Origin of the sequence: Pseudomonas bijieensis (assembly GCF_013347965.1) — a bacterium.
Classification (GTDB): domain Bacteria; phylum Pseudomonadota; class Gammaproteobacteria; order Pseudomonadales; family Pseudomonadaceae; genus Aquipseudomonas; species Aquipseudomonas bijieensis.
Genome location: NZ_CP048810.1, coordinates 311,260 through 332,529, shown reverse-complemented (window position 1 = coordinate 332,529; position 21,270 = coordinate 311,260). Strand labels below are relative to the sequence as shown.

At 61.4% G+C, this 21,270-nt stretch carries 19 protein-coding genes; 14 read left to right on the top strand and 5 right to left on the bottom strand.

The genetic code is table 11. The features are described 5' to 3' along the window. Positions 1–42: 42 nt before the first annotated feature. Positions 43–3,207, bottom strand: coding sequence for an efflux RND transporter permease subunit (locus GN234_RS01310; protein WP_176687682.1), 3,165 nt, complete (start codon positions 3,205–3,207; stop codon positions 43–45). 16 nt (positions 3,208–3,223) lie between these two features. Continuing rightward, positions 3,224–4,432 carry an efflux RND transporter periplasmic adaptor subunit gene (locus tag GN234_RS01305; RefSeq protein ID WP_109753100.1) on the bottom strand — a complete coding sequence of 403 codons (1,209 nt, stop codon included), beginning with the start codon at positions 4,430–4,432 and terminating at the stop codon, positions 3,224–3,226. 211 nt (positions 4,433–4,643) lie between these two features. On the opposite strand from GN234_RS01305, the gene GN234_RS01300 reads away from it, so the two are divergent. Further along, positions 4,644–5,192 (top strand): TetR/AcrR family transcriptional regulator, encoded by a 549-nt coding sequence (locus tag GN234_RS01300; protein WP_233459515.1) that lies wholly within the window; start codon positions 4,644–4,646, stop codon positions 5,190–5,192. A 90-nt stretch (positions 5,193–5,282) separates the two neighbouring features. Here GN234_RS01300 and GN234_RS01295 read toward each other — a convergent pair whose 3' ends face one another. Continuing rightward, positions 5,283–6,230: an ABC transporter substrate-binding protein gene (locus GN234_RS01295; protein ID WP_109753102.1), complete on the bottom strand. Its 948-nt coding sequence runs from the start codon at positions 6,228–6,230 to the stop codon at positions 5,283–5,285. Positions 6,231–6,533: 303 nt separating this feature from the next. Between GN234_RS01295 and GN234_RS01290 the strand changes: the two genes are divergently transcribed. From GN234_RS01290 to GN234_RS01270, 5 genes are all read left to right on the top strand, one after another. Then, the gene (locus GN234_RS01290) at positions 6,534–7,526 is read left to right on the top strand and encodes an aliphatic sulfonate ABC transporter substrate-binding protein (protein ID WP_109753103.1); all 993 of its coding nucleotides are present in this window, start codon (positions 6,534–6,536) and stop codon (positions 7,524–7,526) included. A 63-nt stretch (positions 7,527–7,589) separates the two neighbouring features. After that, positions 7,590–8,435 carry an ABC transporter permease gene (locus tag GN234_RS01285; RefSeq protein WP_109753104.1) on the top strand — a complete coding sequence of 282 codons (846 nt, stop codon included), beginning with the start codon at positions 7,590–7,592 and terminating at the stop codon, positions 8,433–8,435. 3 nt (positions 8,436–8,438) lie between these two features. Continuing rightward, the gene (locus GN234_RS01280) at positions 8,439–9,152 is read left to right on the top strand and encodes an ABC transporter ATP-binding protein (protein ID WP_109753105.1); all 714 of its coding nucleotides are present in this window, start codon (positions 8,439–8,441) and stop codon (positions 9,150–9,152) included. A 121-nt stretch (positions 9,153–9,273) separates the two neighbouring features. Beyond that, the gene (locus GN234_RS01275; protein WP_162893838.1) at positions 9,274–9,435 is read left to right on the top strand and encodes a hypothetical protein; all 162 of its coding nucleotides are present in this window, start codon (positions 9,274–9,276) and stop codon (positions 9,433–9,435) included. Between the two features lie 53 nt (positions 9,436–9,488). Then, positions 9,489–10,079 (top strand): helix-turn-helix domain-containing protein, encoded by a 591-nt coding sequence (locus GN234_RS01270; RefSeq protein ID WP_162893907.1) that lies wholly within the window; start codon positions 9,489–9,491, stop codon positions 10,077–10,079. A gap of 63 nt (positions 10,080–10,142) precedes the next feature. Here the strand turns inward: GN234_RS01270 and GN234_RS01265 are convergent, their stop codons facing one another. Both GN234_RS01265 and GN234_RS01260 read right to left on the bottom strand, forming a co-directional pair. Further along, positions 10,143–10,652 (bottom strand): hypothetical protein, encoded by a 510-nt coding sequence (locus GN234_RS01265; protein ID WP_167659325.1) that lies wholly within the window; start codon positions 10,650–10,652, stop codon positions 10,143–10,145. A gap of 302 nt (positions 10,653–10,954) precedes the next feature. Further along, complete coding sequence (locus GN234_RS01260; RefSeq protein ID WP_176687680.1) at positions 10,955–11,911, bottom strand: threonine dehydratase; 957 nt, start codon at positions 11,909–11,911, stop codon at positions 10,955–10,957. A gap of 93 nt (positions 11,912–12,004) precedes the next feature. Here GN234_RS01260 and GN234_RS01255 point away from each other — a divergent pair, with 93 nt between their 5' ends. The 8 genes from GN234_RS01255 to GN234_RS01220 all read left to right on the top strand — a co-directional run bounded on the left by GN234_RS01255 (position 12,005) and on the right by GN234_RS01220 (position 21,263). Further along, positions 12,005–12,820, top strand: coding sequence for a helix-turn-helix transcriptional regulator (locus GN234_RS01255; protein WP_176687679.1), 816 nt, complete (start codon positions 12,005–12,007; stop codon positions 12,818–12,820). A gap of 205 nt (positions 12,821–13,025) precedes the next feature. Then, complete coding sequence (locus GN234_RS01250; RefSeq protein WP_176687678.1) at positions 13,026–14,900, top strand: 3-dehydroquinate synthase; 1,875 nt, start codon at positions 13,026–13,028, stop codon at positions 14,898–14,900. Further along, complete coding sequence (locus GN234_RS01245) at positions 14,897–15,787, top strand: UbiA family prenyltransferase (RefSeq protein WP_176687677.1); 891 nt, start codon at positions 14,897–14,899, stop codon at positions 15,785–15,787. Before GN234_RS01250 ends, GN234_RS01245 begins: the two co-directional genes overlap by 4 nt. Continuing rightward, the gene (locus GN234_RS01240) at positions 15,784–16,557 is read left to right on the top strand and encodes an EboA domain-containing protein (protein WP_176687676.1); all 774 of its coding nucleotides are present in this window, start codon (positions 15,784–15,786) and stop codon (positions 16,555–16,557) included. The genes GN234_RS01245 and GN234_RS01240 overlap by 4 nt, the downstream gene beginning before the upstream one ends. Positions 16,558–16,596: 39 nt before the next feature. Then, positions 16,597–17,481: a TatD family hydrolase gene (locus GN234_RS01235; RefSeq protein ID WP_109753112.1), complete on the top strand. Its 885-nt coding sequence runs from the start codon at positions 16,597–16,599 to the stop codon at positions 17,479–17,481. After that, entirely contained in the window at positions 17,478–18,707 is a 1,230-nt protein-coding gene (eboE, locus tag GN234_RS01230; RefSeq protein ID WP_176687675.1) for a metabolite traffic protein EboE, read from the top strand. Before GN234_RS01235 ends, eboE begins: the two co-directional genes overlap by 4 nt. After that, on the top strand, positions 18,697–20,151 hold the full coding sequence (locus GN234_RS01225) for an alkaline phosphatase family protein (RefSeq protein WP_176687674.1): 1,455 nt from the start codon (positions 18,697–18,699) through the stop codon (positions 20,149–20,151). Before eboE ends, GN234_RS01225 begins: the two co-directional genes overlap by 11 nt. Next, positions 20,121–21,263 carry a hypothetical protein gene (locus GN234_RS01220; RefSeq protein WP_176687673.1) on the top strand — a complete coding sequence of 381 codons (1,143 nt, stop codon included), beginning with the start codon at positions 20,121–20,123 and terminating at the stop codon, positions 21,261–21,263. Before GN234_RS01225 ends, GN234_RS01220 begins: the two co-directional genes overlap by 31 nt. Positions 21,264–21,270 lie beyond the last annotated feature (7 nt).

The following is a 21,270-nucleotide window of genomic DNA, read 5'->3' as shown; positions in this document are numbered from 1 at the left end:
TATCGAAGCCGCAGGCCATTGGAGGTTGGCGATTTTGCCGCATCACCCGCCTTGCAAGGGCGCCGTAGTGGCTGTCGAGCCAATCGGATCGGCAAGCGATACCCGCTTGGGCTTGAACAGGCGCATGATCAGCACGAAGAACAGCGGTACGAAAAAGATTGCCAGAACGGTGCCTGACAGCATGCCACCGATCACGGCAGAGCCCAGTGCATGCTGGGCCCCGGCCCCCGCGCCACTGCCCAGCACCAGCGGTAGCACGCCCAGGATGAATGCCAATGAAGTCATGAGGATCGGGCGCAAACGCATGCGCACGGCTTCCATCGTGGCGTCGACGAGCCCCTTGCCGGCTTCGTGAAGATCCTTTGCAAACTCCACGATCAGGATGGCGTTCTTGCAGGCCAGGCCAATGGTGGTGAGCAGTCCGACCTGAAAGTAGATATCGTTGAACTTCCACGTCAAAAAGGCACTGAGCAGCACGCCGAATACCCCAAGGGGAATGACCAGGATCACCGAAAACGGTACAGCCCAACTCTCGTACAGTGCCGCCAGCGCCAGGAACACGATCAGGATCGACAAACCGTACAGGATGCCCGCCTGGCCACTCGATGCTTTTTCCTGGCGCGACAAGGCCGTCCATTCGAAGCCAATGCCCGGCGGCAGTTTTGCGACCGCAGCTTCGACAATGGCCATCGCCTCGCCACTCGAGGCACTTCCTGGAAGCGCCATGCCCAGGATTTCAATCGACGGCACGCCGTTGTAGCGTTCCAGTCGTGGCGAACCCGTGGTCCAGCTGGCGCTTGCAAAGGAGGTGAACGGCACCATGGTGCCCGCGCTGTTGCGCACGTACCAACGGTCGATATCCGTCGGCAGCATGCGAAAGCGATCTTCCCCCTGCAGCATCACTTTCTTGACACGGCCCTTGTCAATGAAGTCGTTGACGTAGCTGCTGCCCCACGCCGCCGAGAGGGTGGAGTTGATGTCCGCCATGGAAACACCCAGCGCACCGGCCTTGAGCGGATCGACATGCAGGCGCAAATCCGGCATGTCTTCCAGGCCGTTCGGGCGCACAGCCACCAGGCGGTGGTCCTTGGACAATATCCCCAACAGTTGGTCACGTGCCTGCATCATTGCCGCGTGTCCAAGGTTGGCCTCGTCCTTGATCATGAGATCGAACCCGGTCGCGTTGCCCAGTTCGGATACGGCCGGCGGCGCGAATGCAAAGATCTTCGCATCGCGGATCGTCGCAAAAAAGGCGCCGGCCTTGGCCGCGACGTCGGTGACGCTCAGGCCGGAGGCCGTGCGTTCATCCCAGGGTTTGAGCTGGATAAAGGCAAAACCCATGTTTTGGCCGCTACCCGCGAAGCTGAAGCCCGACACGGAGAACACGCCTTCGACTGCGTCTTTCTGATCGACCAGGAAGTGATCCTCCACCTGCCTGATCACTTCGTCGGTACGAGCCTTGGTCGCTCCAGGAGGTAACTGCATGTTGGTGAAGAGTGTTCCCTGATCTTCGTTCGGCAAGAATCCGACAGGCAACTTCATGAAACCGAACGCCACCAGTGCCACAATCACGGCATACCCGATCATGTACCTCCAGCCCTTGCCCAGCATATGGTTGACGATCCCCTGGTAACCACGATTGCCTCGATCAAAGGTGCGGTTGAACCAGCCAAAGAAACCGGTGGTGCTCAAGGCGTGCCCTTTGGTCACCGGCTTGAGCACGGTGGCACACAGGGCCGGGGTGAAGACCAATGCAACGAGCACCGACAACGTCATCGCCGAAACGATGGTGATCGAGAACTGACGGTAAATAACCCCGCTGGAGCCGCTGAAGAACGCCATCGGCACGAACACCGCCGCCAGCACCATCGCCACGCCAACCAGCGCGCCGGTAATCTGCCCCATGGACTTGCGCGTGGCCTCTTTGGGCGGCAAGCCCTCCTCGGTCATCACCCGCTCGACGTTTTCCACCACGACAATGGCGTCATCCACCAGCAGGCCGATAGCGAGCACCATGGCGAACATGGTCAAGGTGTTGATGGTGAAGCCAAACAGCGCCAGGACTCCAAACGTTCCCAGGAGCACCACTGGCACCGCGATCGTCGGGATCAGGGTGGCCCGCAGGTTCTGCATGAACAGGTACATGACCAGGAATACCAGCACCACCGCCTCAACCAAGGTGCGCACGACCTCCTCGATCGAGATCCGCACGAAAGGCGTGGTGTCGTAGGGCTTGTGGACCTTCATGCCGGCGGGAAAGAACGCCTGCAACTGCTCCAGGCGCGCATCGATAGCCTTGACCGTGTCGAGCGCGTTGGCCCCTGTCGCCAGCTTGATCGCCAGGCCGGCGGCGGGTTTGCCGTTGTAGCGCCCTACGGTGTTGTACGTCTCGCTGCCCAACGCTGTACGAGCCACATCCCGCAACCGGACCTGGGACCCATCGGTCAGCGTGCGCAGCAGTATGTTTTCGAACTCCTCGGCGGTGCGCATGCGCGTTTGCGCGGTGATCAAGGCATTGATCTGCTGGTTGCCGACCGAGGGCAGTCCTCCCAACTGGCCTGCCGACACCTGGGCGTTCTGCGCCTGGATGGCTGTCTTGACGTCGAGCGGCGTGAGGTTGTAGCTGATCAGCTTGTCTGGATTGAGCCACACGCGCATGGCGTACTGGGAGCCGAACAAAGTCGTGTCACCCACCCCCTCGACCCGGCTGATCGCTTCCTGGACGTTCGCCGCCACATAGTCTGAGAGATCGGCGCCATTCATGCTGCCATCTTCGGACGTGAAGGCCAGTACATTCAAAAAGTTGCTGGCCGACTTGCTGACGGATACGCCCTGCTGCTGGACCTCTTGCGGCAACAGTGGGGTGGCAAGCGCCAACTTGTTCTGGACCTGTACTTGCGCCGTGTCCGGATCCGTTCCGTTCTCGAAGGTCAGTGTAATGGTGACGGTGCCCGAGGACTCGCTGGTCGAGGCCATGTAGCTGAGCCGATCCAGCCCCTTCATTTTCTGCTCGATGACTTGGGTGACCGTGTCCTCCAGGGTCTTGGCCGATGCACCGGGATAGGTGGCGACAATCGCGACCGCGGGCGGCGCAATGGCCGGGTACTGCGCGATCGGTAATGTGATGACTGCGATGGCACCGGCGATCATCACAATGATGGCAAGTACCCAGGCAAAGATGGGACGATCAATAAAAAAACGCGCCATGGTCGACTCCCACCGGTCAGTTGATATCGGGCCGCTTTGTCGCCTTGACGGCTTCAAGCGTGGCAATGGAGGGAGTCGATGGCGGATTGGAGGGCCAAGGTGTCACTTGGACTTCAACACCGGGGGCCGCGCGCTGTTGCCCGTCCACGACCAATTGATCACCGACCTGCAGGCCGCTACGGACCAGCCACTGATCGCCAATGGCACGGTCGGTTTCCAGAACCCGACGCTCCAGCTTGCGATCCTTGCCGACCACATAAACCGTGGGCTTGCCCGTACTGTCCCGAGTGACGGCTTGTTGCGGCACCAACACCCCCTGCTCTTTAATGCCTATCTGCAAGACGGCACGGACATACATGCCCGGCAGGAGATCGGCATTGGGATTGGGAAACACCGCGCGAAGCGTAATCGCGCCGGTGTCCTGGTTGACGGTAACGTCGGAAAACTCCAACTGCCCCTCAATTGGATAAGTCCGGCCGTTTTCCAACACCAAAGACACCTTCGCGGCATTGGCTCCGGCCTTCTGAAGCTCGCCATTTGCAAGCGACTCTTTAAGGTCGAGCAATGCCGCGCTCGGCTGCGTCACATCCACATAGATAGGATCCAGCTGCTGGATAGTCGCCATCGCGCTGGCCTGACTGGCCGTGACCAGTGCGCCGGGCGTCACGGTCGAGCGGCCGATCCGGCCGGAGATGGGCGCATCCACACGGGCATAAGCCAGGTTGATACGACTGGTTTCGACATTGGCCTTGGCCGCCGCGATGTCAGCCTCTATCTCGCCCAGGCTGGAAGTAGCATCGTCGTACTCCTGCTGGCTCACGGCCTTGATGGCGACAAGCTCCTTGTAGCGATCGGATTTGAGTCGCGCGGTCTTGAGGCTCGCCTGGGCCTTGGCCAACGCTGCGACGTTGCTGTCGTAGGCCGCCTGGTAGGTCGCCGGATTGATCTGGTAGAGCGTCTGCCCAGCCTTCACATCACTGCCCTCACGAAAATTTCGCGCCTTGATGATGCCGTTGACCTGTGGCCGCACGTCGGCAATGAGGTAAGCCACGGTGCGCCCAGGTAATTCCGTGGTGAGCGCCACCGGTTGCTCGCGCACGGTCAATACCCCGACCACCGGCGTACCGGCGACGGGGGGCGGCCCCATCGGGGGCTTGCCACATGCGCTTAGAAAACAAGACATCGTCAAGAACGTTATGGGCCAAAGGAAACTGGCTTTGCGCATGATGGAACTCCGAGAGGGACTGATCGCAAGAACTATAACCGTACGGTTCGGTATAGTTATTTGACGATCATTCGAAGTCAAGTAATACTGAACCAATCGGTATAGATAAAAGAGATCCAAGGCGATGAGAGTCAAAACGGAAGCCAAGCGCGACGCCATTCTCGCAGCCGCTTCGCAAGTGTTCCGGGATTCAGGCTTCGAAGGTGCGTCGATGGGCGAAATCGCCAGTCGGGTTGGCGGCTCGAAGGCGACGCTGTACGGCTACTTCGGTTCCAAGGAAGAACTGTTCGTAGCGGCGATGCACGAGGAAGCGAGCAAGGAGTTCGAGCCCGTCTTTGCAACACTCAACAACAAAGTCGACAACTTGCGGGAGACCTTGCAGGCCTGTGGCGAAAAGGTCCTGGCGTTCTTGTGCTCCCCGGACAGGATCCAGACGCGGCGGGCCATCATCGCCGAGTCCGGACGAAGCGACATTGGAAAGCGTTTTTACGAACTGGGCCCCAAGGTCGGCTTTCAGAACATCGCAGACTTCCTCGACAGGCAAATGGCCCAAGGCAACCTGAGACGATCCGATCCTCTGCTGGCGGCAATCCAGCTTAGCGCGCTCCTTGAGTGCGAAACGGTTATGCCTTTGACCCTGGGGGTCGAGGAAAAATTTTCCAGGCCGCAAATCAGACAGGCTGTCGAACGGGCGGTGAAGACCTTCCTGGCGGCCTACTGTGTCGAAGCCCCCACGGTCGGGGGGCACGAAGGGGCCTAGTTGCCCAGCAAGGACGGTGCTAGAAGCTGGTCGAGTACTCAGGGCGTGCATTCGCCACAACGCCGGTTTCGCGCAGCGCCCTGCCCCTGCTCAATGGCTCAAGGCCTGGCTGAAGGACGTGTCGATAATCCCGGCGGTGACCAGCGGGGCCGGCAGCGCCTTGACCTTGAACAGGAAGTCCGCCGTGCTTTGCAGGTCGGCGGCCGCCTGTTGGTCTACCGGGCCGACGCTCATGTGGGCCTGGCGCAACCAATGGCGTGAGACGTTCTGGTCGAGATTGGCTTTTTTTGCCCACAGGTCGGCGTATGCATCGGTATGGTTGTCGACCCAGGCACGGGCTTGCTTCACGCGCCCGAGGAAATCGGCGATGGCTTCGCGCTTACTGTCGATGGCCGACGTCGAAGCGGCAATGGCGCTGAGGCCGGGCATGAGGTTTTTCGCCGTCAGGATTGGCCGGGCGCCGGAAAACAGGATCTGTTGCGAGATATAGGGTTCCCACACCGGAAAGGCATCGATGCTGCCCTGGGGCAAGGCCGCAGCCGCGTCGATCGGCATCAGCTTGATGAATTCGACATGATTCTCCGGCAGGCCGGCCTGCTCCAGGGCGCGCAAGGTCAGTTGCTGGCTCCAGGCACCGGGCCAATAGGCGACTTTCTTGCCCTTGAGGTCGGCGATGGTCTTGACCGGCGAGTCCTTGGGCACAAGTAACGCGATAGTGTCCGGGTTCTGCCGCGAAACGCCGATCAACTTCACCGGCGCCTGCTTGGCCGCCAAAAACAGAAAACCTGAATCGCCAAGAAAACCCAAGTCCAGGTCGCCGGTATTCAGCGCCTCGGCCAGGGGCGCGGCGGCTTGGAAATGTTTCCAGTCGACACGGTAGGCAGCGCCTTCAAGCACGCCCGAGGCCTCCACCGAAGCCCGTACGTTGTAATAGTTCTGGTCGCCAACGTGCAGTACCAACGGCTCGGCGGCCTGGACCAAAGGTGCGGCGAACAATGTGCTGAGGAGCAGACGGCGCAGGGATCGGGAGACCTTCATGAAGACTTTCCTGAGTGAGTTTCATAGAACATAACGTCCTTGTAATTCACATTCTAAATTCTTTTATTGCATAAGCTCATGATCACAGGCAGCCGATGTTGATGGCGCAACAGCGCGGCAACAGACTGTTGGCTGGGCAACATTTCCCTGAAACCGTTACTCCATGGCAACGCCCGTAAACCGCCCTTTCCCGGGCTGTGGCACAGAGCCTGCAATATTCCTTTCAAGCGGGATTTCCTCTCGCGGTCCGATCTTTCGGAAATAAGAACATTGCCTTCTCGCCGCCTTGTCTGGAGCTGTTCCATGAAACCCGACGTCCGCTTCTCCCTGGCCCGCGCCAGATACCTGATCAGCGCCTGCGTCCTGGCGCTGGGCCTGCCGTCCATGACCCTGGCCGCAGAAAGCCCGCCGGCCGAAGTGCATCTGGATTACGCCTATTACTCGCCGGTCAGCCTGGTGCTCAAGCACTTCGGTTATCTGGAAAAGGCCCTGCCCCAGACCAAGGTCAGCTGGGTGCTGAGCCAGGGCAGTAACCGCTCCCTGGAATACCTCAACAGCGGCGGCGTCGACTTCGCTTCGTCCGCCAGCCTTGCCGCCGTGCTGAGCCGGGCCAACGGCAGTCCGATCAAATCGGTGTATGTCTACAGCCGCGCCGAATGGACGGCCCTGGTAGTGCGCAAGGATTCACCGATCAAGACCATCGCCGACCTCAAGGGCAAGAAGATCGCCGCCACCAAGGGCACCGACCCTTATCTGTTCACCCTGCGCAGCCTGCAACAGGCAGGGCTGAAAAAAGACGATGTGGAGTTGGTGCACCTGCAACACCCGGACGGTCGCGCCGCCCTGGAAAAAGGCGACGTCGACGCCTGGGCCGGCCTCGACCCGCACATGGCCGCCAGCGAAGTACAGGCCGGGTCGCGCCTGCTGTATCGCAACCCCGCCTTCAACAGTTACGGCGTGGTCAGCGTCACGGAGAAATATGCCCAGGAGCATCCGCAGACCATCGACACCGTGCTCGCCGCCTACGAACAGGCCCGGGCGTGGTCGCTGGAGCATCCGCAAGAGTTGGCCAAATTGTTGGCCGACGCATCCGGACTGCCATTGGAAGTTGCCCGGCTGCAACTGTCACGCACCGACCTGGGCAGCCCGCAATTGAGTGCCAAGGATGTGCTGGCCTCCAAGGCTGCCGCACCGATCCTGGTTTCCGAGGAGTTGGTCCGTCGCGGAGTGAATGTGGACCAGGTGATCGATCAACTGCTCGACACCGGCCGCCAGCAGGCCGTGGCCCGTCAATAACCCCTTGCCCAAGTGACAACCGATCCGCGCCTGGCGCGGATTCGGCGTTGCCGGAGAACCGCCATGAGCAGCAACAGCAAAGACCTCTCCAGCCCGCGCCTGGCCCTGCCCGCAGCGGGCAAAACGCCCCTGTTCAACTCCGACCGCTGGCGGCTGCGCCTCAAGGGATTGGCCCTGCCGGTGCTGATCATCGTGCTCCTGGAGATCATCGTGCGCATCGGTTGGTTGCCCGCCTACCAGATGCCGGCCCCCAGCGAGATCGCCCTGACCCTCGGCGACCTGGCCGAAGGTGCGCTGTGGAAACACATCAGCGCCAGCCTGTTGCGAGTGCTGCTGGGCTTTGCCATCGGCGCCGGCCTGGCCTTGGTCTTCGCCGCCTGGGTTGGCTTGAGCCGCGAAGCCGAAGCCTATCTGGAACCGACCTTCGCCGGCCTGCGCTCGATCCCCAGCCTGGCCTGGGTGCCGTTGCTCCTGCTGTGGCTGGGCATCGACGAAACCTCGAAAGTGGTGCTGATCGCCATCGGTGCGTTCTTCCCCGTTTACCTCAATGGCGTGGCAGCCATTCGCAACATCGACCGCAAGCTGGTGGAGGTCGGCCATATGTATGGTTTCAACCGCCGCCGTCTGGTGCGCCGGATTCTCCTGCCGGCCGCCCTGCCCGGCCTGTTCACCGGGTTGCGCAGCGGCATGAGCCTGGCCTGGATGTTCCTGGTGGCCGCCGAACTGATCGCCGCGACCAAAGGCCTGGGCTATCTGCTCAGCGATGGCCGCGAAACCTCGCGCCCGGACATCGTGCTGGCGGCAATCATCGTGCTCGCCCTGCTGGGCAAGCTCAGCGACGGCATGCTGGCCGGTCTGGAAAAACGCTTCCTGGCCTGGCGCGACACCTTTAACGGCACCGAGGAGTGAGCCATGAGCCAAGCCCTGCTGGAGATCCACGTCGAACGCAAGACCTTCGCCACCACCACCGTGCTCAATCACATCCACTTGCAACTGCAACCCCGCGAAACCGTGAGCCTGCTGGGCCCCAGTGGCTGCGGCAAAAGCACTTTGCTGCGCATCGTCGCCGGCCTGGAGAAGGACTTTGAAGGGCAACTGCTCAGCCACACCGAACAACTGGCCTTCGTGTTCCAGGAACCGCGGTTGATGCCCTGGCTGACGGTGCAACAGAACATCGGCTTCAGTGATGACGACGATTACGACAAGGCCTGGGTCGCGCAGTTGATCGAGGAAGTGGGCCTCAGCGGTTTTGCCGACGCCTTGCCCAAGGCGTTGTCCGGCGGCATGGCGCAACGGGTAGCGATTGCACGCGGCTTGTATTCGCGACCGCGGGTGCTGTTGCTGGACGAGCCCTTCAGTGCGGTGGACGCCTTCACCCGCATGAAACTGCAGGACCTGTTGCTGCAACTGGCCGAACGGTACGCCATCGCCCTGTTGCTGGTGACGCACGATGTCGATGAGGCGCTGTATCTGAGCGACCGGGTATTGGTGATGGATAACCGCCCCAGCAGCATTCGCCAAGAGCTGGCGGTGCAACTGGACCACCCACGCGACCGGCGCGACCCGTTGCTGGCCCGACTCAAGGCGCTGGCCCTGACGGAACTGCATCGCGCCCATGTGATTTGATCAGACACGGCACTAAGAACACAAAGGCATTAATAAATAAACAATCAGTATTTATGGTTATAAACAGAACCACGTACTCTCAGCTCATCCCGTCCCATTGGTCACGACAGTGAAGTGCCTTATGAAACCGACTGACAACGTTATCGACTTCGTCCAAATGCGCAAACGCAAGCAGGCCCAGCAACTGGCCCGGACCATGTGGGAAATGTACGCACGTAATGCCGGTTACCAGGCGTTCCATTGGGTCCAGGCGTCCCAATCGACCAGGACGTACCACGCGTGAGCGCCCAGGAGCCCTCGCGCTTTCTGGCGAGTACCGACGAGCCCGAAGTGGACCTGAACAACCTCGAAGCCCTGGATGAAGATCCGATCTGCGAACGGGTCGCGCAGAACCTGCAACGCCTGCGCGGCAAGCGCCACCTGTCCCTCGACGCCCTCGCCCGCCAGTGCGGGGTAAGCCGGGCCATGCTGGCGCAGATCGAATCCGGACGCAGCGTCCCGTCGATCAAGGTGCTGTGCAAAATCGCCAAGGGCCTGAAGGTGTCGGTCGCCGCGTTCCTGGAACACCGGGCTTTCGAAGGGGTGGCGGTGTTGTCGGCCAGCCAGAGCAAACGCCTGGTCAGCGCCAATGGCGCGTTCGTCAGCCGCGCCCTGTTCCCGTTCGATGTGGCACGCCAGTCGGAATTCTACGAGCTGCGCCTGAGCCCTTTGGGCGAAGACCAGTCCGAAGGCCACGGGCCTGGCGTCCAGGAAAACCTGGTGGTGTCCCAAGGTGTGCTGGAGATCAGCGTCAACGACGAGCGCTACCTGCTCTCCACGGGTGATTCGATTCTGTTCTACGCTGACCAGCCTCACCGCTATCGCAACCCGGCGGACAGTGAGGCGGTGGCGTATCTAGTGGTGACCTACCCGGAACGCCTGGACTGAATACACCGCATTGTGGCGAGGGGATTTGCCTTCGCCACAACGGATAGTGCCAGTCGCGACGAATCAGCAGGTGCAGCACATCATCGGCATGCCGTTGCAGCTCATCATCATTGGCATGCTGCAGTCGTTCATCATCTTCATCATCAAGGCGCAGCAGTTCTTCATCATGTCCATGTTCATGCCGGCCATTGGCATGACTTTGCACATCATGCAGTCAGCCATCACCGTGCATTCCATCACGCACTTCATCGACGGCATCGGCATGCCCATCATCGGCATTGGCATCATCATGCTCGCCATCGGCATGGCCATGCTCGCCTGGGACATGCACATCATGCTCATGTTGCCGCAGTGCATCATCATCGGCATGCCGCAGTTCATCATCATCTGCATCATGTCGGCGCTGTTCTTGAACATGGCCATGTCCATGCCGGCAGCGGGCATCATTTTGCACAGCATGCCGTCATCCATCATTTCGCAGGTCATGGTCGCCATCATCATCGGCATGCCCATCATTGGCATCATCGGCATGTTGGCGTTCATCGGCATTTGCATCTGCATGGCGTTCATCATGGTGTGGTTCCCTGTAGGTTCGAGAGTCGGACGAAGCTGATGGGGCGGATTCTAAGGACTGGCCCGGGCCCGACAAGATGGCGATCGAACAGCAGGAATGAACGTTCAAGCAGGCTTACCGGAGCGACGCGCGCATAGTTGTCCGCTATTGCACTTCATTCGCTTCCATTGCAGATGCTTCACCCACGACAGCTTCGATTCTCCGGCCATGGATATGCCTTCCAAAGCTATATAAATAACCGTAAGAAATAATCGATCTAAACTCGCCCCTGGTATCTAGCGCCACGGTGGCAAACCCTGGTTCAGTCAATCAACTTCGCATACACCGAGCGGTCGATATTCCCACCGGACAGAATCACCGCCACCCTTTTCCCTCGCATCGTTTCACGCTCCTGCATCAGCGCTGCCAAGGCTGCGGCGCCGGCACCCTCAGCAAGGTTGTGGGTGTCGGTGTAATACACCCGCATGGCCTCGGCAATTTCAGCGTCGCTGACCGATACGATTCGCGCCGCTGCGGCCCCGTAGATGGCAAAGGCCTCGGGGATGGGCCTACGCACGGCCAGGCCGTCGGCAAAGGTATTCGCCGAAGCGGTTTCACAGAGCGTTCCAGACTCGAACGATAACTTCGCCGCCGTGGCCTCGGTGGAGACCACGCCCACCACCTGGGTTTTCAAGCCCAAGGCATCGCGGGCGGCGATGACCCCGCAAATCCCCGAGCCACAGCCTATCGGCACGTAGACGGTGTCCAGGTCCGGCACGGCATTGAACAGCTCCAGCCCATAAGTCGCCACGCCCTTGACCAACTCGGGATGGAACGGCGGCACCAGGTAGAGGCCATGTGCTTGGGCCAGGCGCACAGCTTCTTCACGGGCCTCGTCGAAATCGCGGCCATACTCGACCACCTCGCCGCCAAAACCGCGCATGGCATTGTTCTTTTCCACCGAGTTACCTTGCGGCACGACGATCAACGCTTTCAAACCCAATGCAGTAGCCGCCAACGCCAGACTCTGGCCATGGTTGCCGCGGGTTGCCGTGACGATGCCTTTCGCCTCGGGGTGCTCGCGCTTGAGCCAATGCACGAAGGACACGCCGCCGCGCACCTTGAAGGCCCCGATCGGCGTGTGATTCTCGTGCTTGACCCACACCGTGCAACCCAACCGCTCAGCCAGCAAGGGCCAGGCATACTGGGCAGTGGCAGGCATGACTTGGTAGAGATGGCGGGCAGCTTGTTCGATCGCGTCGCGGGTCAGTGTGTGCATGATTGGCCTCCAGGTTTTTACTCAGCCTAATCGGCCCGACTGCGGCGGGCTTTCAGAAAACTGACCTGACTTTCAGGCCCGCTCTTCACTACTATGCGACTCATGAACCGTCGAAACCGCCAACAACCGCCCCCGCCCGAACCGGTCCGTCGTATCGAGGCTGGGCCTTGGGCGATCGAATTGCTGCCCGGCTGCGCCTACGCCACCCGCTATGTCGCGACTCAGTCGGCGATCGGCTTTGCCTTCGACAGCCAGCGCGGCCTGCACGCCATCGGCAGCGACCGAGTGCAGCCCTTCGAGGCGATACCCAACGGCCTGGCATTCGTCCCCGCCGAATGCGACGTGTTCTCCGAATCCCCAAGGGGCGGTGAATACCTGCGGGTGGTGCGCACCGACGGCATGGCGTTGTCGGGGGAACATGCGTTCAACAATCGTATTGACCCGCTGGCCACCACCCTCGCGCTGAGGATGCGCAGTGCGTTACTGCGCGCCACCGCCGAACACGACTGGGAGGCCTGGGCGCTCGGTTTGGCTGAGCGAGTGAAGGACCACAAGGCATTTTCGACCCACCCCAACGGCTCCATCACGGGGGGCCGGATGCGCTTGCTCGACGAGTTCATCGACACCGGCCTCGACGGTCCGCTGGGGATAAAGGAAATGGCGGCGCTGCTTGGCTTGTCCGAGGGGTATTTCATGCGGGCATTCAAACAGGCGACCGGCAAAAGCCCACACAGTTACCTGATCGACCGACGCCTGGCCAAGGCCCGGGCGCTGATGCGTGATTCAAGCGCCCGACTGGCTGAGATCGCTCACGTCTGCGGCTTCAATTCCCAGGCCCACATGACCACGCTGTTCAAGCAACGCCTTGGCGTCAGCCCGGCGCAGTTGCGCGGGTATTCAAAGCCCTGAAGCGGGAAATCGCGGCCAATCAGATTGCCATCAAATGGCCTTGCAAAAACATCCTGGCCGTCTAGATTCAAATCTGTCTCCAACCACATCATCAACCACCAACGACAGCCCCTCGGGCGAGAGCGTCTATTGGCCTAAAACACATAGTTGGCGTTGCTTTCAATTACTGACACGGAATCAGTCATAACAACAAGAGGGATGCTTGATGAAGCACAGCCGTGGGTATCGTTTGCGCTCGCAAAAAGGACCAGCCGGATATTTCTGGCTGTCATTGGTGTGCTTTTCTGGCCTGGTGATCGCCAGCTTCTTGTTGTTCGAGCAACAGATCCAGGACTTCCTGACCCATCTCAACCTGTACTTGCCCTCCACGCCTTCGCAGAAGCTCTACCTGGCGTTGCTGCTGATCGCCCTGCTGGCACTGGACGTGGTGCTGCCGGTGCCATCGAGCATGGTCGCGCTGCTGGCCGTGGCCATGCTCGGCAGCCTGGGGGGTTACCTGGCGATTTTCATCGGGTTGTGCCTGGGGGCCGGGCTGGGCTATGCACTGGGAGCCGGCTATTTGCGTCTGTTGTCCGGCCGCCTCGGCCTGCATCAGCGCCAGCCAGGGCAACTGGCGTACCGGTTGGGCACGCTGTCGCTGATCTGCCTGCGCGGCGTCCCGGTACTGGCGGAAACCTCGGTCGTCGCCGCCGGCATGCAACGCTATCCGCTGCGTGCGTTCATCCTGGTCACCACCCTGGCCAATGCCGGCCTCGCATTGGCCTACAGCGCCATTGGCAGCTTTCTCGTCGAACAGAACGCGCTGTTGGTGACCCTGCTCGCCAGCATGGTATTACCCGGAGTCTTCATCGCTGGATACAGCCTGTTCAAAAGCATTCGCCGGCACGACGCCGGGCAACCTCTGCACGGGCGCTTCAAGGTCAGCTACGACTACCCGGTGGTGTTCACCGACCATTTGTTCGATCCGCTCAATCCCTGCCTGCACCGCCAGCTCATGGCCGGGCACAGGGGGCCGGTAACGGTGTTGATCTTCGCCGATGAGCAGTTGCTGCAGAGCGCCCCGCAACTGCTGGAACAGATCAATGCCTACTTCGCCAACCATTTTCCCGACTTGCATTTACAGGCGCCACCCATCGCGGTCCCGGCTGGCGAAGCGAGCAAGGATTCACAGGTGTTGCAACAGTTGTACAGCGACATGCTGCAACATGGGCTGGATCGGCATTGCTACGTGTTGGCCCTCGGCGGCGGCGCGGTGCTCGATGCGGTGGGCTATGCCTGCGCCACCTTCCACCGCGGCATCCGCCTGATTCGCATCCCAAGCACCGTACTCGCCCAGAACGACGCCGGTATCGGCGTGAAAAACGGCATCAACGCCTTTGGCCAGAAGAACCTGCTGGGGGCTTTCTACCCCGCCACCGCGGTCATCAACGACTTTCAATTGCTGACCAGCCTGACCCGGCGCGACCAGATCGCCGGACTGGCCGAGGCGGTCAAGGTGGCGCTGATCAAGGACCAGGCGTTTTTCCAGTGGATGGAGCAACAGGCCGACGCCCTCGCCCACTTCGACCACACGGCCAGCCGCTATGCGATCCGCCGCTGCGCCGAATTACACCTGGCGCACATCACCGGTGCCGGTGACCCATTCGAACGCGGTAACGGACGGCCGTTGGACTACGGGCACTGGGCCGCCCACAAATTGGAAAATCTCAGTCACCACCGACTGCGCCACGGTGAAGCCGTCGCGGTGGGCATGGCCCTGGATGGACTCTATGCCAATGCCCTGGGGTTGTTGAGCGATGGCGACACCGAACGGGTACTGCACCTGCTGCTCAAGCTCGGCTTCTGCCTGAATCCGCCGGAACTGGCCTTGAAAGATGCACTGGGGCGCTCCCAGGTTTTGCTGGGCCTGGAGGAGTTCCGCCAGCATTTGGGCGGGCAACTCTCCATCCCCATGCTCAGCAGGATCGGCGAGTCGGTGGATTTGCATGAAATCGATACCGCGCGAATGGAGCAGGCATTGCAGCGGCTGTCCACCCAGGTCGATCTCGTGCTCACCCTGAACGAGAGCTGTGCGCAATGAGCCAGGCATCGTTGAACCTCAAGACCTGGATGACCCTCGGCCGGGTGTCCAACCTGCCCACGGTGTGGACCAACACGCTCGCCGCCGCCCTGCTGGCCAGCAGCGCCGGAGCCCTGGCGCCGCCGTCGTCCCTGGTGTGGATCCTGCTGCTGGCGGCACTGTCACTGCTGTACCTGGCCGGCATGCTGCTGAACGACCTGTTGGACGCCGACTGGGACCAACAACACGATAATCCCCGCCCTATTACCCTGGGCCTGGTCAGCCGCCAGCAAGTGCGACTGGCCACTGCGTTGTTGCTGGTGCTGGCGGCGGCTTCGCTGCTGGGCCTGAGTCGGCTGATCGAGCAACCGCACTGGCTGTTGGGCAGCGCCACCCTATTGGTAGGCTGCATTCTCGGTTACAACCTGCTGCACAAGAAGTACGCCAACAGCGTCTGGCTGATGGGAGCGTGCCGCTCGGCGCTCTACCTCACCGCGGCGGCCAGTCTGGCGATGCCACCAGAGCCGATCTGGCTCTGCGCGATTTTGCTCGGTGTCTACATCAGCGGCCTGACCTACCTGGCTCGCCAGGAACACCGTAACCAACTGATCAGCCGCCTCCCCCTGCTGCTGATGCTGAGCCCGCTGGCCTTGGCGATTTACGCAGGCAACGCCTGGTTTTGGCCGGTGTTGCTGTTATGGCTTGGCTGGTTGGGCTGGCACTACTGGCGCAACCTGGCCAATCCCCGGCAACGGCAGGTCCGGGCCTTTATCGGCGCCGGCCTGGCAGCCCTGCCATTGTTCGATGCCCTGGTGCTGGCCGTGGCTGACCAGCCATTGGGCAGCCTGCTGTGTGCCCTGGTGTTTTTCCTGCTTCCTCATTTCCAGCGCTGGATCAAACCAACATGAACACGGACGTTACTGCACCGACCTCGGCGCCCCTCGACATGCGCCACGACTGCCTGAACGAACAACGCCGGAATTTCGTCCAGTCTCTCGATGAAACCGAACGACAATGGTGGCAGCAGGCACAGACGCAGCTTGCCCAACGCCCGGACGCCAACACGGCAGCGCTGCTGGGCAGCCAATGCAAGCGCCACTTCAAGGAACGTGCCCAGCCTGACACTGACGGCTGGAGCAACGTCCAATTGGCGCGGGCGTTGCTGCTGGCCCAGGTACTGGAACTGCAGTCCCTCGCCGGGCAAGTCCCCCTGCTACACCAGTTGTTCCTGTGGGGCGACGATCAGGAAAAGATCGCCATCCTGAAGGCCCTCGACTGGCTCGATAGCCGCGGGCAGTGCGTGGAACTTGCACGCCAGGCCGGACGCACCAGCAACAGCCAGGTGTTCGCCGCCCTTGCCCTGGACACCGCCTACCCGTCCCGCCACTACGACGAACGAGCCTTCAACCAACTGGTGCTGAAAGCACTGGGCATGGGCCTCGATGTACGACGCCTGATCGGCTTGGCGCAACGCCAGAGCGTCACCCTCAATCAATTGGCCCTCGACCTGTTGGACGAACAACTCGCCGCCGAACGAACGGTGTCCGCCGGCCTGCCCCAAGTGATTGCCTTCGACCTGCTGAGTCCGGCGCAACGTCAGCGCCTGGCCGGCCTGGGCCAGCAACAACGCTTGCCGTCGCCATGGATCGAGCACATGGGCGGCGCTTCGCCGAACTGATGCCCAACCGTCCCCCTGTTTTTTTGACGAGGATTCACCATGCTCAAGTACTTCGACCCGCATATTCACATGGTCAGCCGCACCACTGACGACTACCAGAACATGGCAGCCGCCGGCATCACCGGGGTGATCGAGCCGGCCTTCTGGCAGGGCCAGGCCAGGACCAGCGTCGGCAGCTTCATCGACTACTTTGACACGTTGCTGGGCTGGGAGCGTTTTCGCGCCAGCATGTTTGGCATCCATCACTTCTGCACCATCGGCCTGAACCCCAAGGAAGCCAATGACCTGTCGGTGGCCAACGAGGTGCTGGAGATTCTGCCGCGCTACCTGGTGAAAGACGGGGTGGTGGCGGTGGGTGAAATCGGCTACGACGACATCACCCCGGAAGAAGATCGCTTTCTCGCCGCCCAATTGGAGCTGGCCAAACAATTCAATCTGCCGGTGCTGGTGCATACCCCGCACCGCGACAAGATCGGTGGCACCAAACGCACACTCGCCGTCATTCGCGAGGTCGGCATCGCCGAACACCTGGTGATCATTGACCACCTCAACGAACTGACCCTGCCCCTGGTGCTGGACAGCGACTGCTGGCGCGGCCATTCCATCTACCCCAACACCAAGATGTCGGAACAGCGCATGGTCGCCCTGCTGCAGCAGTACGGCACAGAAAAAATGGTCGTCAACAGTGCCGCCGACTGGGGTATCAGCGACCCGCTCAAGGTGCCCAAGACCGGCCAGGCGATGCTGGCCGCCGGCTTCAGTGAAACCCAGGTCGAACAGGTGCTGTTCCACAACCCGGTGGACTTCTTTGCCCAGAGCGGCCAGCTGGACAAAGCCCTGGTCGGCACGCCCCTGCCCATCGATCAGCGGCGGCAGTGGCAGGACAACTCGGCCTTGCGGGGCCAGGAGCCGGTGGTCAAATGAGTGCCCGCACGGGTTGGACAGCCACGCAGATCGGCTATTGCAGTAACGTGCACCCGACCCGTGACCTGGGCGGGTTGCGCGCATCCATCGAGCGGCATTTCCAGAGCGTACGGACACTGCGCGGGCTGGACACCCAGGACAGCGGCCTGTGGATCAGCGCCGTTGCCGCCGCCGAACTCCAACAGGCATCGGCCCGCAAGGACTTCCTCGCCCTGCTGCAACGCAGTGGTCTACGCCTGACTTCGCTCAACGGCTTCCCGTACGGCCAATTCCACCACGGCGCGGTGAAAGCCGAGGTCTACCTGCCCAGTTGGGCCGACCCGCAGCGGCTGGCATACAGCCTGGATCTGGCACGGATTCTCGCCCAGGCCCTGCCAGCCGACTGTTCCCAGGGGGTGATCTCCAGCGTGCCGCTGGGCTATGCCGCCCACTGGAGCCCGACGCTACAGCAACGTGCCGAGCACCAACTGCGCGAACTCACCGCCGCGCTGGCCCAACTGCAGCGGGAGACGGGCAAGAAGATCGTCATCTGCCTGGAGATGGAGCCCGATTGCGTGCTGGAAAACACCGACCAGGCCATCGCCTTCTTCCGCCACTGGCAAGCCATCGACCCGCACCATGAACACCTGGCGCTGTGTTTTGACGTTTGCCACCAGGCCGTGATGTTCGAAGACTGCTATCAGTCACTGGACCGATTGCGTCAGGCCCAGGTACCCATCGGCAAGATCCAGTTATCCAATGCGCTGATTTGCCGGCTACCTGAGGACGCGCATCGGCGCAAACAGGTGCTCACGACCTTGGGCGGATTTGCCGAACCCACCTACCTGCATCAAGTGAAAGCCCGCGATGGGCAGGAGCGATTATCAGCCTGGGCCGACCTCCCCGCGGCCCTGGATGATTGTGAGCGCAATGGCCCCTCCCATCCCGAACTGAGGATTCACTTCCACATTCCGCTGTTCAGCGAACACCTGCTGTTGCCCGAACTCAGCGGCAGCCAGGTCGCCCTGGCGCAGACCTTCGACTTTCTGGCCGACCATGGGGATTTTCGCCCCGTACTGGAAGTGGAAACCTACAGCTGGGGCGTCCTGCCCAGCCAGTTGCGGCCCACCACCGAGCACGCCCAGCTCCAGGGCATCGCGGCGGAGCTGCATTGGGTCGAGGAGCAGTTACGGCAGCGCCAGTTGCTGCAACCCCAAGCACTGGAGGCCTGCGCCGATGCCCTCTGATCCTGCGCGTCAGCCGCTGCTGCTGATCAACGTGGTCGGCCTGACCCCCGCGCTGCTGGGTGCCGCGACGCCGTGCATCAATGCCCTGTTGAAAACGGCCAAGATGGCCACGTTGCAACCGGTGTTCCCGGCGGTCACCTCCACCGTGCAGGCCTCGATCCTCACGGGGCTGGCACCGTCGGACCACGGCATCGTCGGCAACGGCTGGTATTTTCGCGACCAGGCCGAAGTGCGTTTCTGGCTGCAACCCAACGCACTGATCCAGGGGGAAAAGGTCTGGCAGGCACTCAAGCGCCAGCACCCCGGGTTTCGCTGCAGCCAGTTGTTCTGGTGGTACAACATGTACGCGGACGTGGACGCCGCCATTACCCCACGGCCGCATTACCCGGCCGATGGGCGCAAGGTGTTCGGCCTGTACTCGACGCCCGCCTCGTTGCATGAGCGTATCGAGCAGCAGATCGGCGAATTTCCCTTTCCGGGCTTCTGGGGGCCGGCGGCCGGCATCGCCTCGAGCCGCTGGATCGTCGATTGTGCCATCGCCGAATTCCAGCTCGACCGACCCGACCTGCAATTGATCTACCTGCCCCATCTCGATTACAGCCTGCAACGCCTGGGGCCCGATCACCCGTCGATTGCCGATGAGGTACGGGCCATCGACAGCGAAGTGGGACGTCTGCTGGCCTTTGCCCAAGCGCAAGGCGCGGCGGTGATGCTGCTGTCCGAATACGGGATCGAAGCCGTCACCCAATCCGTTTCCATCAACCGCTTGTTACGTGCCGAGGGCTTGTTGCAGGTACGCCAATCGCTGACCTGGGAGTTGCTCGATCCCGGTGCCAGTGCAGCGTTTGCCGTGGCCGATCATCAGGTCGCGCACATCTACGTGAAGCATGCGCACGACATCCCGCGCGTCAAGGCGCTGTTGCAACGCCAGGCCGGCATCGAGCAGGTGCTCGATAAAACCGAACAACGCGCCTGGCAACTGGATCACCCCCGCAGCGGCGAGCTGGTGGCCGTGGCCGCCGCCGGCTGCTGGTTCGATTACTACTACTGGTTCGACGATCGCAAGGCCCCCGACTTTGCCCGCACCGTGGACATCCATCGCAAGCCGGGCTACGACCCGCTCGAGCTGTTCATCGACCCGGCCATTCGCTTCCCGAAACTGAAAGTGGCGCGCCGCCTGCTGCAGAAAAAGCTCGGCTTTCGCTACTACATGGACCTGATTCCGCTGGACACCCGCCTGGTCCGCGGCAGCCACGGACGGCTGCCCACGAGCGAGAAGACCGGTCCGCTACTCATCACCAATTGTGATCTGTCGTTACCGCAGCACCTTGCGGCCACGGCGGTGAAGCAACTGCTCCTGGAACACTTCCGGGGGCACCCTCGTGCCGATACGGCGAATGCCAAGGAGCTTCCATGCGGCGAACCATTTCCATCACTGTTCTAAGTGCCCTGGCCGGATTGGCCCAGGCACAGGACACCAACAACTTCGATTGCAGCAACTTCCTGCAGTTTGGAGCAGACATCAACCAGACTCGGACCGCGTTTGCCCAGAGTCCCGAGACCATGGCCTGGAACTGGTTCGTCTGTTTGAACCAACCCAGCACCGCGCAAAGCAGCAATCTTGTGTGGGAGATGATGAAGCCCTCGGATCAGGTCTACCTGCCCAACGGCGCACCACCGGGCGCCTATGACAGCTCCGCGCCGCTCCCGGCCGCGGTGGTGACGCAAGCCAAGGCACAAGGCATGGACCTGTCCCGATCCTTCCATAACATCAATGCCACCCAACAGGTCGATGGCCTGATCCTGCAAATGGGCGGTGCCGTGCCCGATGCCCAACAAGGCCACCCCGTACGCTTTCAGTTACTGATGGGCAAGGACACGTTCGATTACATCGTGCAGAAGCAGGTCTACAACGTGAACGGCCAGGCCGCCCTGGCCAACGACCTGAACTTCCCACCCACCGCCTGGGAGCTGAAAGCCGCGTGGCTGTGGATCGGCACAGACACGACCTACCGACAAACCCTGGTGAACGACGGCTACTACATTGCCCAGGCCTACTACCAGCAGGACGACGGTACTTACAAGGTCGGCTATGTGGCATTGAGCGGTCTGCATGTCGTCAACAAACTGAACGCCGACTGGGTCTGGACCACCTTCGAAAACATCAACAACAGTAAATACACCGTCACCAATGCCGCCCCGCCTGCGCCGATGACCAACACCACGGGGCCGACTCCGGCCGCCAAGCCGGTGAATGCCAGCTTCCAGGCCAACAACCGGAACCTGTCGAAGTACGAGTTGATCGGGGTCGAGTTCCAACCCATCACCCAAGTACTGGCCAACTCACAACTGGAATCGGCGTTCCAGAACACCTCGTCCTGCCTGGCCTGCCACGGCACCGCCGCCTATTCGAACGACAAAGGCTACTTCAATTTCGCTCTGAACCACGGGGGCGGCATCGTCTATCCCACCACCCCGCTGCCGCCCTCGGCATTCGACGGCTACAAAAAACTGGACTTTGTCTGGTCGCTGAAACGCGCCCAGTGGCAACGCTAAGGAGCAT